Raw genomic sequence first — 15,328 nt, 5'->3', positions numbered from 1 at the left:
GCCTGGCGACATGAATGAGTCATTCACTACACGGCAGCGCGCAGCCCGGACCTGCGCGGCCGCGTCCCACGTGCGGCGGTACCGGCCCCGCGAATGATAGGAATGGCCGGTGACCGAACCGAACCTGATCGAAGCCGCCGCGGCCGAGGCCGTCACGCTGACCAGCGAGCTCATCCGCATCGACACGACCAACACCGGCGACCCCGACACGCTGGTCGGCGAGCGGGCGGCGGCCGAGTACGTGGCGGAGAAGCTGACCGACGCCGGCTACGAGATCACCTACGTCGAGTCGGGCGGGAAGAACCGGCACAACGTGATCGTCCGGCTGGAAGGCGCCGACCGGTCCCGGGGCGGGCTGCTCATCCACGGCCACCTCGACGCCGTCCCCGCGGACGCCTCGGAGTGGTCGGTCCACCCGTTTTCCGGCGCCGTCCAGGACGACTACGTCTGGGGCCGCGGCGCGGTCGACATGAAGGACATGTGCGGGATGGCGCTCGCGCTGGCCCGGCACTACAAGATGAACAACGTAGTGCCCCCGCGTGACCTTGTCTTCGCCTTCCTCGCCGACGAAGAAGCGGGCGGCAAGTACGGCGCCCAGTGGCTCGTCGAGCACCGTCCCGAGCTGTTCGAGGGCGTCACCGAGGCGATCAGCGAGGTCGGCGGCTTCTCGATCACGCTCAAGGACGACGTCCGCGCGTACCTGATCGAAACGGCCGAAAAGGGCATCCGCTGGATGAAACTGCGCGTGCGCGGCACGGCGGGCCACGGCTCGATGATCCACCGCGACAACGCGGTCACCAAGCTCGCCGAGGCCGTCGCGAAGCTCGGCAACCACCGCTTCCCGCTGGTGCTCACCGACTCGGTGAAGGAGTTCCTCGCCGGCGTCACCGAGATCACCGGCTGGGACTTCCCCGAGGACGACCTGGAAGGCTCGGTCGCGAAGCTGGGCAACATCTCCCGGATGATCGGCGCGACCCTGCGCGACACGGCGAACCCGACGATGCTCACCGCCGGGTACAAGTCGAACGTCATCCCGTCGGTCGCCGAAGCCGCGGTCGACTGCCGGATCCTCCCGGGCCGCCTCGAAGCCTTCGACCGCGAGCTGGACGAGCTGCTCGGCCCGGACATCGAGAAGGAGTGGATGGAGCTCCCGCCGGTCGAGACGACGTTCGACGGCGCCCTCGTCGACGCCATGACCGCCGCGGTGCTCGCCGAGGACCCGGGCGCGAAGACGCTGCCGTACATGCTTTCCGGCGGCACGGACGCGAAGTCGTTCCAGGAACTGGGCATCCGCAACTTCGGCTTCGCGCCGCTCAAGCTGCCCGCGGACCTCGACTTCTCGGCGCTGTTCCACGGCGTCGACGAGCGCGTCCCCGTCGAGGCGCTGAAGTTCGGCACCCGCGTGCTGGACCGGTTCCTGCGCACCAGCTGATGACCGCGTTCGCGCTCGCCGACGGCACGTCCCTGCAGGTGGTGCGCAGGGGCGACCCGGCCGCGCCGGTGACCGTGGTGTTCGTCCACGGCTACGCGCTCGACCAGCGCAGCTGGGGCCGGATCGCGCCGCTGGTGCCGGACGCCGCCGACGGGCCGGTGGCCGTGCTGACCTACGACCAGCGCGGCCACGGCGGATCGGGGCGGGCGCGCCGCGGCACCGCGACCATGGCACAGCTCGGCGACGACCTCGCCGAGCTGCTCGAGCGCGAGGTACCCGCGGGACGGGTGGTCCTGGTGGGGCACGACATGGGCGGGCTGGCGATCATGTCGCTGTCCCAGCGGCATCCTGCGCTGTTCGCGGCGCGGGTGTCGGGCCTGGTGCTCCTGGCGACGTCGTCGGGGACGCTCGCCACCGAGGTCTCGGCGGCGTGGCCGAACGCGCTGGGCAAGCTGGCCCGCGACCTCGAAGCGGTGCTCGGCTCCAAGCTCTTCGGCGTGGTCCGGGAGCACACGAGCCGGGCGGTCAGCGCGGGTCTGCGGTGGTGGCTCTTCGGCGACGACCCGGACCCGGAGCTGGTCGAGCTGACCGTGAAGATGATCCGCGGCAACTGGCCGCACACGGTGTCGCTGTTCCGCCCGGCGCTGGACGCCTACGCCCGGGACGCGGCGTTGGCGCAGGTCAGCGGCCTGCCGGTGACGGCGATCGTGGGGGAGCGGGACCGGATCGTCCGCGCGTCCGACGTCGAGCAGTGGGTCGGCGGCCTCGACGACGGGACGGCGGTGGTGCTGCCCGGCGTCGGGCACGTCGTACCGCTGGAGGCCGCGGCCCAGGTGCTGCCGCGGGTGGTCGCCCTGGTCAACGCCGGGTACCGACAAGGCGAGAGTTCTTGACAACATAGTTGTTCGGCGGCGATGCTGGGTGCATGTTCTCCGTGGCGGTGATCGAAGACCCGGCCGCGGCCGAGGTGTCGCTGGACCCGATCCGCGCCCGGCTGCTGGCCGAACTGGCGGAGCCGGCGTCGGCGACGATGCTCGCCGCGCGCGTCGACCTGCCGCGGCAGAAGGTCAACTACCACCTGCGGGCGCTCGAAGCGCACGGTCTGGTCGAGCTGGTCGAAGAGCGGCGCAAGGGCAACGTCACCGAACGGATGATGCGGGCGACGGCGTCGTCGTACGTCATCTCGCCGGCCGCGCTCGCCGCCGTCCAGCCCGACCCGGCCCAGTCGCCGGACCGGCTCTCGGCCCGCTGGCTGCTCGCCGTCGCCGGCCGGCTGGTGCGCGACGTCGGCGTGCTGATCACCGGCGCGGCCAAGGCCAAGCAGCGCGTGGCCACCTTCGCGATCGACGGCGAGGTCCGGTTCGCCTCCGCGGCCGACCGCGCCGCGTTCGCCGAGGAGCTCGCGACCGCGGTCACCACCCTGGTCGGCAAGTACCACGACGAGACGGCCGAGAAGGGCCGCCCGCACCGGGTGGTCGTCGCCGTCCACCCGAGCGTCCCGGAGGAGACCGCCAGTGGGGCATGAGTTCGAGCGGACCGACGTCGCCGAGGTCGACGCGACGCCGGAGCAGGTGTGGGACGCCATCGCCACCGGGCCGGGCATCGACTCGTGGTTCATGGGACGCAACGAGGTCGAGGGCGGTACCGGAGGGGTGGTCCGCGGCGCTTTCGGCGGGTACCGGCCGGAATACCGGATCCGGGAGTGGGACCCGCTCGAAAAGCTCGTCTACGGCAGCGACCCGGCGCCGGACGGGCGGACGATCGCCTACGAGTTCCTCATCGAGGGCCGGGCCGGCGGGAGCACGGTCGTCCGGTGCGTCACGAGTGGCTTCCTGCCCGGCGACGAATGGGAGGACGAGTTCGAGGCGATGACCACGGGCAACGAGCTGTTCTTCCGCACGCTCGTCGAGTACGTGACGCACTTCGCCGGGCGCGTGGCGGTCCCGGTGACGGTCTTCGGGCCGCCGGTGGGGGACTGGGACGAGGCGTGGGCGCGCCTGGGCTCGGCGCTGGGCTTGCCTTCGCGGCCCGCCGAGGGTGACCGGGTCTCGCCCGGCGGCGTGGTCTACGCGGCCAACGACCAGACGGTCGGCATCCGGACAGCGGACGCGATGCTCCGGTTCATCAAGGGCTTCCACGGCCCGATGGTCGCGTCTCACCACGTCTTCACCGCGGGCGCGGACGCGGAGACCGAGGAGAAGACCTGGAGCGACTGGCTGAACCGCGTGTTCGGCTGACCCGTCAGTAGCGCAGTTCGGCCAGTACCCCGTAGTGATCGGAGGGCGCGGCGACACCGGTGCCGAAGACCTCCGCCCGGACCGGTTGCCCGGCACCGCCCCGGCGGAACGACGCCGAGAAGACGTAGTCGATGCGCCGATCCCGGGGAAACACCGCCGCGGCCCACGGGTTGGCCGTGGACCAGGTGTGCCCCGGCCCGGTGCCGGCGAACTCCCAGGCGTCGTGCCAGCACACGCCCGCGCCCGCGGCACGGCCGGTGAGCATCCGGATCTCGTCGCAGTCCGGCGTGGCGTTGAAATCGCCGCACACCACGGTCAGTGCGCCGCGACCGGCCTCGCGTACCCGTCGCGCCAGCTCGGCCACCTGGCACTGCCGGACGTCGGTGTGGTGCAGTGGCCAGTCGAGCATGACGTTGACGAGCCGGACCGGGCCACGCGGACCGTCGACGTCGACCCGGACGGCACTGCCTTCGTGGCCGGCGGGACCGGGCAGCACCCACGCTTCGACGGTGCCGATCGGCCAGCGGGAAAGCACCGCACTGCCCGAACTCACGCCGTTTTCCACGCGGTCGCCGGAAAACCGGTGGTGGGGCAGCCCAAGCGCGGCCGCGAGCTCCCGCGCTTGGTCACGATCGGCCGCCGACCACGCCTCCTGGAGCGCTACGACGTCCGGGGCGTGTTCGGCGAGGGCTGTGGAGAGGCCGCTTTGGCGGTGTTCCCAGGGCCCGAACCGGCCCCAGACGTTCCAGGTGAGCAGCCGGAGGCGCGAGCCGATCAACGGCCCGTACGGCTGAAGGGGGTCCCCCGCCACGGCTCAGGTCGGCAGGGCGCCCGGGAGGCTTTCCTTCGTCTTCTTGCGGCGCAACCAGACCCTGCGCGTGCCGTCGGCGTAGAGCCGCACCGTGCGCAGTTCCCAGCCCGCGAACTCCGCGTGGATGGAGAGCTGGATCGCCGCCGCACGCCGGGACACGCCCGGGGGGAGGTGCAGGCGGCGATACTCCCAATCCCCTTCGACCACCGCCTCGCTGACCGTCGTCATGGCTGGATCACCTGGGTCCCTTCTCCGGCGGCCGAGCCGACGAGCACCCGGCCGCTCCTTTCGTCCACCCCGACCGAGTCCGGCTGGCGCACGGTGGGGAACCGGTACTTCTCGACGGGCTCGCCGCCGCGGACGTCGAACCCGACCACCTCGTTGCGTTCGGTGAGCGTCACCCAGGCCAGGCTCCGCTTCGCGTCGTAGGCGATCCCGTACGCGCCCCCGGGCACCGGGTAGCGCTGCCGCATGATCAGCGGCGACGCCGAGAACGCGATCAGCGCACCCGCGCGCGCGTCCGTCACCAGCACGCGCCCGTAGGAGTCCGCCACCGCGTTCGCCGCGCCGTCGCCCGCCCGCAGGCCCTCGTTGACCTTCCCGGCGGCGACGTCGACCGAGAACACCGCGGTCCGCAGCCGGTCCAGCACCACGACCCCCTTGCCCGTGTCCACGACGTCGTCGGCGCTGTAGAGCTGCCCGCCGATCGTCCGCGCCGGACCCGTCGCGGGCAGCACCTGGATGTCCCTGCCGGGCCCCATCGCCACCAGCCGGTCGGCGCCGTAGGCGATGCTGGACGCCGGCTGCCCGCCCGTCTTCGTCTCCGTGAGCTTCCGGCCCGGCAACGACAGCTGCTGCACCACACCCTGCGCCGGCTCCGCGATCTCCACCCGCCCCGGTGCCACGGTCAGCTTCTCCGCCTTGCCGTATAACGGCATATTCACCGGGGGTGACGCGAGCGCGTTCAGGTCGTAGAGCTGCAAAGACGGCGGTTGAGCGAGAGCGACGACAAGGGTCCCCTCGGCGACGGCCAGCGCCGACACGGCTCCGGTGGCGAGCACCTGGCCGGCGGGCTTCACGGTCACGGCGGGGGAGACGGCCGGCTTCGCCGCGACGGGGTTCGCGACGATCTGCAGCTCGTCGCTGTCGGTCTTGGCCGACGAGCAACCCGAGAGCACCAGGACACCGGCGAGCGGGATCGCGATCCACGACACGGCGGCGAACCGACGCACGTTGCTGCCTCCAGGTGTCCCTCGACGGGCGGTCAACACCAGCATCCTCCACGATCGTCTTGCCGTCACGCGCATGTCACCCAACAGACACCTAATGCGGCCAGCGCTCCGGGTAGCCGACCTCGATGGCGCTCACGTCGTCGAGCGCCGCGCGGATCGCGGGCGGGAGGGTGATCTCCTCCGCCGTCAGCGAGCCGGTCAGCTGGCCGGTGTCCCGCGCCCCGACGACCGGGGCGACGACGCCGGGCCGGTCGCGGACCCAGGCGAGCGCCACGGCCAGCGGCGACGTGCCCAGCCCGTCGGCCGCGGTGGCGACCGCCTGCACGATCCGAGCGGCCCGGTCGGTGCGGTGGTGCTCGACGTAGCCGGCGTACGCGCTGTTCGCGCCGCGCGAGTCCGCGGGCGTGCCGGTGCGGTACTTGCCGGTCAGCACCCCGCGGCCCAGCGGTGCCCAGGGCAGCAGCCCGATGCCGTGGTGCTCGGCGGCCGGGACGACCTCGCGGTCCACCCCGCGCTCCAGCAGCGAGTACTCGACCTGCGTGGAGACGATCGGGGCGACCGCGGCGGCGCCGGCGGCGGCCGTCGCGAGCTGCCAGCCCGCGTAGTTCGAGACGCCGACGTAGCGGACCTTGCCGCTGGTCACGGCGTACTCGAGGGCGGCGAGGGTCTCGGCGATCGGCACGCAGGTGTCCCAGGCGTGCAGCTGCCAGAGGTCGATGTGGTCGGTGCCGAGCCGCTTGAGCGAGCCGTCGAGCGCGCTGAGCAGGGCGCCGCGGGAGGCGCCGCCGCCGAACGGGCCGTCCGTGCGCCGGGCGACCGCCTTGGTCGCGAGGACGACGTCGTCGCGGGGCACGAGGTCGCCGAGCAGCGAGCCGAGCACCCGCTCGCTCTCGCCCTCGCCGTAGATGTCGGCCGTGTCCACCAGGGTGCCGCCGGCGTCCACGAAGGCGACCAGCTGGCTGGCGGCCTCTTCCGCGTCGGTGTCGCCACCCCAGGTCATGGTGCCGAGCGCCATCCGCGAGACGCGCAGTCCCGAGCGGCCGAGCAGTCGCTTTTCCACGACCGCCGAGCCTAGTGGGCTGCCCCGTCCGGAGGAGACCAAGGTGAGTCGTGTCGCGATCAAGGCCCCCGTTAGGGTCTGGCCCCGTGCGACTCGGACTGAATCTCGGCTACTGGGGAGCGGGGAACGACCCCGCGAACCTGGCCCTGGCGAAACAAGCGGACGAACTGGGCTACGCCGTCGTGTGGGCGGCGGAAGCGTACGGCTCGGACGCCGTGACCGTGCTGACCTGGATCGCGGCGCAGACGTCGCGGATCGACGTCGGCGCCGCCGTGCTGCAGATCCCGGCCCGGACCCCGGCGATGACCGCGATGACCGCCGCGACCCTCGACACGCTTTCGGGCGGCCGGTTTCGGCTCGGCCTGGGCGTGTCCGGCCCGCAGGTGTCCGAAGGCTGGCACGGCGTGCGGTTCGCCTCGCCGCTGGGCCGCACCCGCGAGTACGCCTCGATTGTCCGCAAGGCGCTCCGGCGCGAACGGCTGTCCCACGAGGGCGAGCACTTCACGCTGCCGCTGCCGGACGGCCCCGGCAAGGCGCTGCGGCTGACCGTCCGGCCCGCGCGCAAGCACATCCCGCTCTACCTGGCCGCGATCGGCCCGAAGAACCTGGAGCTGACCGGGGAGATCGCCGACGGCTGGCTGCCGGTGTTCTTCTCGCCCGCCCACGCGGGGGAGCAGCTGGCGCAGCTGCGGGCCGGCGCCGAGCGGGCCGGGCGGACTCTCGATGGCTTCGACGTCGTCCCGACGGTGCCGCTCGTCGCGGGGGACGACTGGAAGGGGTGCGCGGACGCCGTCCGCGGCTACGCGGCGCTCTACCTGGGCGGGATGGGCAGCAAGGAAAAGAACTTCTACAACCGGCTGGCCTGCCGGATGGGCTTCGAAGCCGAAGCTGCCGAAGTGCAGGAGAAGTACCTGGCCGGCGACCGCGCCGGGGCGATGGCGGCGGTGCCGCTGGAGTTCCTCGACGCGACGTCGCTGCTGGGCCCGAAGGAACGGATCGCGGAGAAGATGACCGAATTCGCCGAGGCCGGCGTGACGACCCTGTCGGTGTCGCCGTTCACCCCCGACCCGGCAGGCGCGCTGACCACCGCCGTCGAGGCGCTCGAGCTGGCGGGGGTGGCCTGACGTGGGCTGGTTCGAAGCACTGGTCCTGGGCCTGGTCCAGGGCCTGACCGAGTTCCTCCCGATCTCCTCGAGCGCGCACCTGCGGATCGTCGCGGCGCTCGTCGGCTGGGACGACCCGGGCGCGGCGTTCACCGCCGTCACCCAGATCGGCACCGAGCTGGCGGTGATCATCTACTTCGGCAAGAAGATCGGGAAGATCCTGCAGGCCTGGTTCTTCTCGCTGTACAAGGCGGAGTGGCGCCAGGACCCGGACGCCCGGCTGGGCTGGCTGATCATCGTCGGCTCGCTGCCGATCGTGGTGCTCGGCCTGCTGCTGCAGGACCAGATCGACAGCGCGTTCCGCGACCTGCGGATCACCGCGACCGTGCTCATCGTGTTCGGCCTGATCCTGCTCTACGCCGACCGCGTCGGGAAGCAGGAGCGGACGCTGGACCACCTGACCGTGCCGCACGGTCTCGGCTTCGGCTTCGCCCAGGCGCTGGCGCTGATCCCGGGCGTCTCCCGCTCCGGCGGCACGACCAGCGCCGGCCTGCTGCTGGGCTACACCCGCGCGGAGGCGGCGGAGTACTCGTTCCTGCTGGCGCTGCCGGCGGTGTTCGGCTCGGGTGTGTACAAGCTCAAGGACATCGGCTCGGGCGACGTGCCGGCCCAGTGGGGCCCGACGATCCTGGCGACGCTGGTGGCGTTCGGCGTCGGGTACGCGGTGATCGCGTGGCTGATGGCCTACATCAAGAAGCGCAGCTTCGTGCCGTTCGTGGTGTACCGGCTGGTCCTCGGCGTGCTGCTGTTCGTGCTGATCTTCACTGGTGTGCTCGACCCGAACGCGGGTCCGGTCAGCCACTGATCCACCCGGCGTGGGGACCGCATGATCGGTCCCCACGTAGGGTGGGGGCCGTGAGTACGGTCATTCTGCTCCGGCACGGCAAGTCGACGGCCAACGGTTCCGGGATCCTGGCCGGGCGTTCGCCGAAGGTGAACCTCGACGACACCGGCCGCGCCCAGGCGGAGAAGCTCGTCGAACGCCTCGACGGCGTGCCCCTCTCAGGGCTCGTCGTGTCACCGATGCTGCGGTGCAAGCAGACCGTCGGACCGCTGGCGGCCGCGCGCGGCCTGGACAAGGTCGTCGAGCCCGGGCTGTCCGAAGTGGACTACGGCGACTGGACCGGCAAGGAGCTCAAGCACCTGGCGAAGGAGCCGCTCTGGCGGGTCGTGCAGGCGCACGCCTCCGCCGCGGTGTTCCCCGGCGGTGAAGGGCTCGCGGCGATGCAGGCGCGCTCGGTGGCCGCCGTCCGCGCCCACGACCGGCGGATCACCGCCGAGCACGGCGACCACGCCGTCTGGCTCCTGTGCAGCCACGGCGACGTGATCAAGTCCATCCTCGCCGACGCGCTCGGCCAGCACCTCGACGCCTTCCAGCGGATCGTCGTCGACCCGGCGTCCATCTCCGTCGTGCGCTACACCGAGACGCGGCCGTTCGTCATGCGGGTCAACGACCACGGCGGCGACCTGCGCGGGATCGTGCCACCGGAGCCGAAGCCGAAGCGGGGCAAGAAGGCCGTTTCGGGCAGCGACGCCGTCGTGGGCGGTACCACCGGCCGGTGAGCTTGGCCACCTCCGGAAAGCGCTGACATCGATGGCGGCGGACCACGTAGGGTGGCGGGACCGAGTGTTGCACCCCCACCAGGAGCCTGCCCCGATGATTTCGCCGGACAACCCGTTCGCCGCACCCAGCGAGCTGCCCTACGCCCTGCCGCCCTTCGACCGGATCGCCGACGAGCACTACCGGCCCGCGTTCGAGGCCGGCCTGGCCGAGCACGCGGCGGAGATCGAGCAGATCGCGGCGCAGGACGCCGAGCCGACGTTCGAGAACACGATCGTCGCCCTCGAGCGCTCCGGCGAGCTGCTCGGCCGGGTGGCGAGCGTGTTCTACAACCTCTCCGGCTCCAACAGCACCGACGAGATCCAGGCGATCCAGGCGGAGTTCGCGCCCAAGCTGGCCGCCCACCACGACGCGATCCACCTGAACCCCAAGCTGTTCGCCCGCATCGACGCCCTCCACGCGAAGCGGGACGAGCTGGGCCTCGACGGGGAGTCGCGGCGGCTGCTGGAGCGGCAGCACCTCGACTTCAGCCGCGCGGGCGCCGGGCTGGGCGCGGCCGAGCAGGCCCGCCTGCGCGAGCTGAACGCGCAGCTGTCGACGCTGCAGACGCGGTTCCAGCAGAACCTGCTCAAGGACACCAACGACCTGGCCGTCGTCATCGAGGATCGCGCCGAGCTGGCCGGTTTGGGCGACGGCGCGATCGCCACCGCGGCCGAAGCCGCCTCCGCCCGCGGCGAGGACGGCAAGTACGTCATCCCGCTGACGCTGCCGACCAGCCAGGCGTCGCCGCTGGAGACCCTGACCGACCGCGACGTCCGCGCGCGGATCCACGCCGCGTCGATGGCGCGGGGCAACCGCGGCAACGACTTCGACAACAACGCGCTCGTCGCCGAGATCGCGCACCTGCGGGCGGAGCGGGCCGTCCTGCTCGGCTACCCGAACCACGCGGCGTACGTCATCGCCGACGAGACGGCGAAGACCGCCGAAGCCGCAGCCGGCCTGCTGGAGCGGCTCGCGCCCGCCGCCGTCGCGAACGCCCGGACCGAAGCCGCGGAACTGCAGCAGCTGCTGGAATCCGACGTCCCGGGCGCGACACTGCGTCCGTCCGACTGGCCGTACTACGCGGCCCAGGTCCGCCGCGAGCGCTTCGACGTCGACACCGAGGCGCTGCGCCCGTATTTCGAAGCCGACCGCGTGTACCTCGACGGCGTCTTCTTCGCCGCCACCAAGCTCTACGGCCTCACCTTCACCGAGCGCACCGACCTGCCGAAGTACCACCCGGAGGTCCGGACCTTCGAGGTGTTCGACGCCGACGGCACGCCGCTCGGGCTGTACCTGCTCGACCTCTACACCCGCGACGCCAAGCGCGGCGGCGCCTGGATGAACACCTTCGTCGACCAGTCCGAGCTGCTCGGCCGCAAGACGGTCGTGGTCAACGTCCTCAACGTCGGCAAGCCGCCGGCGGGGGAGCCGACCCTGCTCACCTTCGACGAGGTCGTCACCGCGTTCCACGAGTTCGGCCACGCGCTGCACGCCCTCGTCTCGTCGGTCCGCTACCCGACGTTCTCCGGCACCAACGTGCCCCGCGACTTCGTCGAATACCCGTCCCAGGTCAACGAGATGTGGATGCTGTGGCCGGAGGTGCTGGCCAACTACGCCAAGCACCACGAGACGGGGGAGGCCCTGCCGCAGGCGCAGGTCGACAAGCTCCTCGCCGCCCAGCAGTACGGCGAAGGCTTCGCCACCACCGAATACCTGGCCGCGTCCCTGCTCGACCAGGCCTGGCACCGCCTCGGCGTCGACGACCGCGTGGAGGAGGTGCAGCGGTTCGAGACCGACGCGCTCGTCAAGGCGGGCGTCGCCGTCGAGGCCATCCCGCCGCGCTACCGCACGACGTACTTCGCCCACGTCTTCAGCGGCGGCTACAGCGCCGGGTACTACTCCTACATCTGGAGCGAAGTCCTCGACGCCGACACCGTCCAGTGGTTCCGGGAGAGCGGGGGACTGACCCGCGAGAACGGCGACCACTTCCGCCGCACCCTCCTGGGCCGGGGCGGCAGCATCGACCCGATGGACGCCTTCCGGGCCTTCCGCGGCCGAGACCCCGAGATCGAGCCGCTCCTGGCCCGCCGCGGCCTCACCGGAGTCTGATCCTTCAACTGTATAACGACCTATACTGTAGGGCTGGTTTCGAAACCAGCCCTACAGTCGTTTTGTCCGCCCGAAAAAACGGCTAAGACGGACGGGACCTGCTTCCCCGGGAACTGCACGTCCGTGACCTTCGCCGGGAGCTGCGCGGAGCTAGCTTGAGTGCTTCGACAACTCCAGGGGAGGGAGATCCGATGAACGGATCACGTCGGGTTTCGGTCATCGTGGCCTTGTTCGTGCTGGCGCTGGGCGTCCTGTTCGCCGGGCCGGCGTCGGCCGGGACGCAGGCGGCGGCGACCACGCAGGCGACCTGCACGGGCGCCGGTTCCTGCTGGTTCAGCTGGGGCCGCATCACCGCGGGGGACTGCGCGATGGAGCGGGCCAAGTGGACGCTGAACCGGAACGGCAGCGCGTCCTTCGAGGCGATCATCAACAGCAGCGACAGCGGCGACGCGTGGCTGATGTGGCCGGTTGCCACGGATGTCAACGGGTTCGTGCTGGGTCCGATCACGCACGGAGGCGACCCGAAGTTCGTGCGGGGCACGGTGAAGAACACGTGGACGTGGTGGTTCGACGCTGGGTCGTTCGACCCGGCGTGGTTTGACCGGATCCAGGGCATGAGGTTGACGAGTCACTGTTGATCGTCGCGATCGGTCGCCCCGGTGCCCGTGCGGCACCGGGGCGAGTTCGGGAGAACTAGGAGACCAGGTCGATCCAGGCGGCCGCGAGGGCGCAGTGTCCTTCCGGGGTCGGGTGCACGCCGTCCGCGGACCAGTGTTCCGGGCCGGTTTCCGCGGAGAGCTCGGCGAACATGCGGTCGGCGGCGATCAGGTGGGCGCCGTACTCAGCCGCGAGGTGCCGCACGGCCTGGATCTTCGGGTCGAGGCCGGCTCGCCAGTCCCGGCGCACGTCGGCGTCGATGCGGATGTCGCCGGCTTCGGTGACCCCTTCGACCGGCAGGAGGAACGGCTCGATGAGGATCAGCTCGGCGCCGGCTTCGGCGAGGGGTGCGAGCAGGCGGCGGTAGCCCGCCGCGAACTCGTCGGCGGAGACTTCGCGCCGGCGTGGGTCGAAGGTGTGCCGTCCGTTGTCGTTGACGCCGACGAGGATCGAGACCACGTCGGGGCGGGCGTCGAGGACGTCGGTCTGCCAGCGGGCTTCGAGGTCGGTCACGGTGTGGCCGGCGTCGGCGGTGTCGATCCACGTGATCGGGCGGCCGGGGTGGCGGAAGCACCACTCGCCGGCGACGAGCAGCGGGTAGCCGCAGCGGTCTTCGCCTTCCGGTCGCCAGAGGGTGGTGATGGAGTCGCCGGCGAAGAGCACGGTGCTGTGGGGTTTCAGGGTGATCGTCATGGGGCCGAGCTTGGCGGGGACCCCTGGCGGGGGACGCACACGGCGCTGGCATCCCCCGCCAGGGGCGGGCGTGTCAGGCGCCGGCGACGATGTGGTCGACGAAGCCGTAGGAAAGGGCTTCCTCGGCGTCGAACCAGCGGTCGCGGTCGGCGTCGGTGGTGATGCGTTCGACGCTCTGGCCGGTTTGGCGGGCGGTGATTTCGGCGATGCGGCGCTTCATCTTGCCGAAGACCTCGGCCTGGATGGCGATGTCGGTGGCGGCGCCGCTGATGCCCGCCGAGGGCTGGTGCATGACGATCCGGGTGTTGGGCAGGAGGTAGCGCTTTCCGGGGGCGCCGGAGGAGAGCAGGAACTGGCCCATGGAGGCGACGAACCCGAGGCCGTAGGTGGCGACGTCGGGTTTGACGAGCTGCATGGTGTCGTAGATGGCCATGCCGGCGGTGACCGAGCCGCCGGGGGAGTTGATGTAGAAGGTGATGTCCTTCGCCGGGTCGTCGGCGGCGAGCAGGAGGAGCTGGGCGATGAGGCGGTTGGCGACGTCGTCGTTGACCTCGGAGCCGAGGAAGACGATGCGGTCGCGCAGGAGCTGCTGGTAGACCGAGTCTTCGGGGGCGGTGCTCGGGGCCTGCATTTCGGGTGCGGCGAGAAGGGTCATGGGGCTGACGGTAGAGCCGCGGGGCGGGTCGGCGGTGGCGGTTTCGCTGTGAGCGTGCGGTGTTCGCCGGACGCGAAAGGGCCGCCGTCCGATGTGGACGGCGGCCCGGGTCGTGGCGGGGCTCAGATGAGGCCGAGCTTCTGCACGGTGTCGCGTTCCTCGACGAGCTCGGCGACGGAAGCGTCGATGCGGGCGCGGGAGAAGTCGTCGATCTCGAGGCCCTGGACGATCTCGTACTTGCCGTTCGAGGCGGTGACCGGGAAGGAGGAGATGATGCCTTCGGGGACGCCGTAGGAGCCGTCGGAGACGACGGCGGCGGAGGTCCAGTCGCCGGCCGGGGTGCCGTTGACCCAGGTGTGGACGTGGTCGATGGCGGCGGAGGCGGCCGAGGCGGCGGAGGAGAGGCCGCGGGCTTCGATGATGGCGGCGCCGCGCTTGGCGACGGTCGGGATGAAGTCGCTCTCGAGCCAGGCCTGGTCGACCTCGACGGCCTTGCCGCCGACCTCGGCGTGCTGGACCGAGGGGTACTGGGTGGCGGAGTGGTTGCCCCAGATGGCGAGCTTCTTGAGCTCGGTGACGGGGACGCCGAGCTTCTTGGAGAGCTGGGCGAGGGCGCGGTTGTGGTCGAGGCGGGTCATCGCGGTGAAGCGGTCGGCGGGCACGTCGGGGGCGTGCGAGCGGGCGATGAGGGCGTTGGTGTTGGCGGGGTTGCCGACGACGAGGACCTTGACGTCGTCGGCGGCGCCGGCGTTGATGGCTTCGCCCTGGGGCTTGAAGATGCCGCCGTTGGCCTCGAGGAGGTCGCCGCGCTCCATGCCCTTGCTGCGGGGGCGGGCGCCGACGAGGAGGGCGATGTTGGTGCCTTCGAAGGCCTGCTTGGGGTCGTCGAAGATGTCGGTGCCGGCCAGGAGCGGGAAGGCGCCGTCTTCGAGCTCCATGGCGGTGCCCTCGGCCGCCTTGACCGCCTGCGGGATCTCGAGGAGCCGCAGCTTCACCGGGACGTCCTGGCCGAGGAGCTGACCGGAAGCGATGCGGAAGAGCAGCGCGTAGCCGATCTGGCCGGCGGCGCCGGTGACGGTCACGTTGACAGGGGCTTGGGTCATTGCGGTACTCCAGCTTGAGACGACTTTGGCTAGTGGTGTGGAGCCTATCCCTCCTGGGCGTCGCCGGTCGGGTGCGTCCAGTCACTGTTGCGTGGATCGCTTTTGTCGGCCTCACCCTTCGTCGGTGACGTTGGCGGCGAGGCGGTGGAGGAGGTCGGCGAGCTGGGCGATCTCGGTGTCGGTGAGGCCTTTTCGCATGCGTTCGTCGTGGGCGATGGCCGCTGAGGCGAGGCGGAGGAAGAGCTGTTCGCCCTCCGCGGTGAGGGTGACCAGGTGGACGCGGCGGTTTTGCGGGTCGCGGCGGCGCGTGACCAGCCCGGCGGTTTCCATGCCGTTGAGGTGGTGGGTGAGGGTGGCGCCTTGGATGCCGACGGCGTCGGCGAGTTCGCGCTGGTTGGCGACGGGTCTGGTTTTGAGGGAGATGAGGATCTGCCAGACGGGCTGAGAGCCGCCGGCGGCGGCGAGGGCCTGGTCGAACGCGCGGCCCGCGGTTTTGGCGGTGCGGGCGAGGACGACGCCGATGGGGGCGGTGGTGGGTGCTGGCACGACCGGCAGCCTACCGCAGGGGTCTAA

Annotated in this window: 17 protein-coding genes; 9 read left to right on the top strand and 8 right to left on the bottom strand. The window is 71.4% G+C overall.

What is annotated here, in order from left to right:
• Positions 1 to 109 precede the first annotated feature (109 nt).
• The 4 genes from ABFJ78_RS13755 to ABFJ78_RS13740 are packed head-to-tail and all read left to right on the top strand — an operon-like array spanning position 110 to position 3,669.
• Positions 110 to 1,432, top strand: coding sequence for a M20/M25/M40 family metallo-hydrolase (locus ABFJ78_RS13755; protein ID WP_436386402.1), 1,323 nt, complete (start codon positions 110 to 112; stop codon positions 1,430 to 1,432).
• On the top strand, positions 1,432 to 2,325 hold the full coding sequence (locus tag ABFJ78_RS13750) for an alpha/beta fold hydrolase (RefSeq protein ID WP_436386400.1): 894 nt from the start codon (positions 1,432 to 1,434) through the stop codon (positions 2,323 to 2,325). The genes ABFJ78_RS13755 and ABFJ78_RS13750 overlap by 1 nt, the downstream gene beginning before the upstream one ends.
• Positions 2,326 to 2,357: 32 nt before the next feature.
• Positions 2,358 to 2,957, top strand: coding sequence for an ArsR/SmtB family transcription factor (locus ABFJ78_RS13745; RefSeq protein WP_372665030.1), 600 nt, complete (start codon positions 2,358 to 2,360; stop codon positions 2,955 to 2,957).
• Entirely contained in the window at positions 2,947 to 3,669 is a 723-nt protein-coding gene (locus ABFJ78_RS13740; protein ID WP_436386398.1) for an SRPBCC family protein, read from the top strand. The genes ABFJ78_RS13745 and ABFJ78_RS13740 overlap by 11 nt, the downstream gene beginning before the upstream one ends.
• A gap of 4 nt (positions 3,670 to 3,673) precedes the next feature.
• On the opposite strand, the gene ABFJ78_RS13735 is transcribed toward ABFJ78_RS13740, so the two are convergent.
• The 4 genes from ABFJ78_RS13735 to ABFJ78_RS13720 all read right to left on the bottom strand — a co-directional run bounded on the left by ABFJ78_RS13735 (position 3,674) and on the right by ABFJ78_RS13720 (position 6,772).
• The gene (locus ABFJ78_RS13735; RefSeq protein WP_436386397.1) at positions 3,674 to 4,480 is read right to left on the bottom strand and encodes an endonuclease/exonuclease/phosphatase family protein; all 807 of its coding nucleotides are present in this window, start codon (positions 4,478 to 4,480) and stop codon (positions 3,674 to 3,676) included.
• 3 nt (positions 4,481 to 4,483) lie between these two features.
• Positions 4,484 to 4,708, bottom strand: a complete 225-nt coding sequence (locus ABFJ78_RS13730; RefSeq protein WP_086678081.1) for a DUF5703 family protein — start codon at positions 4,706 to 4,708, stop codon at positions 4,484 to 4,486.
• On the bottom strand, positions 4,705 to 5,712 hold the full coding sequence (locus ABFJ78_RS13725; RefSeq protein ID WP_436386395.1) for a YncE family protein: 1,008 nt from the start codon (positions 5,710 to 5,712) through the stop codon (positions 4,705 to 4,707). The genes ABFJ78_RS13730 and ABFJ78_RS13725 overlap by 4 nt, the downstream gene beginning before the upstream one ends.
• A gap of 91 nt (positions 5,713 to 5,803) precedes the next feature.
• Positions 5,804 to 6,772: an aldo/keto reductase gene (locus ABFJ78_RS13720; RefSeq protein WP_436386393.1), complete on the bottom strand. Its 969-nt coding sequence runs from the start codon at positions 6,770 to 6,772 to the stop codon at positions 5,804 to 5,806.
• A gap of 86 nt (positions 6,773 to 6,858) precedes the next feature.
• Between ABFJ78_RS13720 and ABFJ78_RS13715 the strand changes: the two genes are divergently transcribed.
• From ABFJ78_RS13715 to ABFJ78_RS13695, 5 genes are all read left to right on the top strand, one after another.
• Positions 6,859 to 7,896: an LLM class F420-dependent oxidoreductase gene (locus ABFJ78_RS13715; protein WP_436386392.1), complete on the top strand. Its 1,038-nt coding sequence runs from the start codon at positions 6,859 to 6,861 to the stop codon at positions 7,894 to 7,896.
• Position 7,897: 1 nt separating this feature from the next.
• Positions 7,898 to 8,740 (top strand): undecaprenyl-diphosphate phosphatase, encoded by an 843-nt coding sequence (locus ABFJ78_RS13710; RefSeq protein WP_436386390.1) that lies wholly within the window; start codon positions 7,898 to 7,900, stop codon positions 8,738 to 8,740.
• A gap of 50 nt (positions 8,741 to 8,790) precedes the next feature.
• Positions 8,791 to 9,498, top strand: coding sequence for a histidine phosphatase family protein (locus ABFJ78_RS13705; RefSeq protein ID WP_436386388.1), 708 nt, complete (start codon positions 8,791 to 8,793; stop codon positions 9,496 to 9,498).
• Positions 9,499 to 9,592: 94 nt separating this feature from the next.
• Positions 9,593 to 11,647 (top strand): M3 family metallopeptidase, encoded by a 2,055-nt coding sequence (locus ABFJ78_RS13700; RefSeq protein ID WP_436386386.1) that lies wholly within the window; start codon positions 9,593 to 9,595, stop codon positions 11,645 to 11,647.
• Positions 11,648 to 11,838: 191 nt separating this feature from the next.
• Positions 11,839 to 12,285, top strand: a complete 447-nt coding sequence (locus ABFJ78_RS13695) for a DUF6294 family protein (protein WP_436386385.1) — start codon at positions 11,839 to 11,841, stop codon at positions 12,283 to 12,285.
• Between the two features lie 55 nt (positions 12,286 to 12,340).
• Here ABFJ78_RS13695 and ABFJ78_RS13690 read toward each other — a convergent pair whose 3' ends face one another.
• The 4 genes from ABFJ78_RS13690 to ABFJ78_RS13675 all read right to left on the bottom strand — a co-directional run bounded on the left by ABFJ78_RS13690 (position 12,341) and on the right by ABFJ78_RS13675 (position 15,301).
• Complete coding sequence (locus tag ABFJ78_RS13690) at positions 12,341 to 12,997, bottom strand: SGNH/GDSL hydrolase family protein (RefSeq protein WP_436386383.1); 657 nt, start codon at positions 12,995 to 12,997, stop codon at positions 12,341 to 12,343.
• 73 nt (positions 12,998 to 13,070) lie between these two features.
• Positions 13,071 to 13,652: a ClpP family protease gene (locus tag ABFJ78_RS13685; protein WP_436386382.1), complete on the bottom strand. Its 582-nt coding sequence runs from the start codon at positions 13,650 to 13,652 to the stop codon at positions 13,071 to 13,073.
• Between the two features lie 122 nt (positions 13,653 to 13,774).
• Positions 13,775 to 14,755, bottom strand: coding sequence for a malate dehydrogenase (locus ABFJ78_RS13680; RefSeq protein ID WP_436386381.1), 981 nt, complete (start codon positions 14,753 to 14,755; stop codon positions 13,775 to 13,777).
• A gap of 111 nt (positions 14,756 to 14,866) precedes the next feature.
• Positions 14,867 to 15,301, bottom strand: coding sequence for a MarR family winged helix-turn-helix transcriptional regulator (locus ABFJ78_RS13675; protein WP_436386380.1), 435 nt, complete (start codon positions 15,299 to 15,301; stop codon positions 14,867 to 14,869).
• Between the last annotated feature and the right edge of the window lie 27 nt (positions 15,302 to 15,328).

The sequence above is a fragment of the Amycolatopsis sp. MEPSY49 genome, assembly GCF_051337345.1.
Lineage (GTDB): Bacteria > Actinomycetota > Actinomycetes > Mycobacteriales > Pseudonocardiaceae > Amycolatopsis.
The sequence above is the reverse complement of the archived record's forward strand: the minus strand, read 5'-3'. Positions and strand labels throughout refer to the sequence as shown.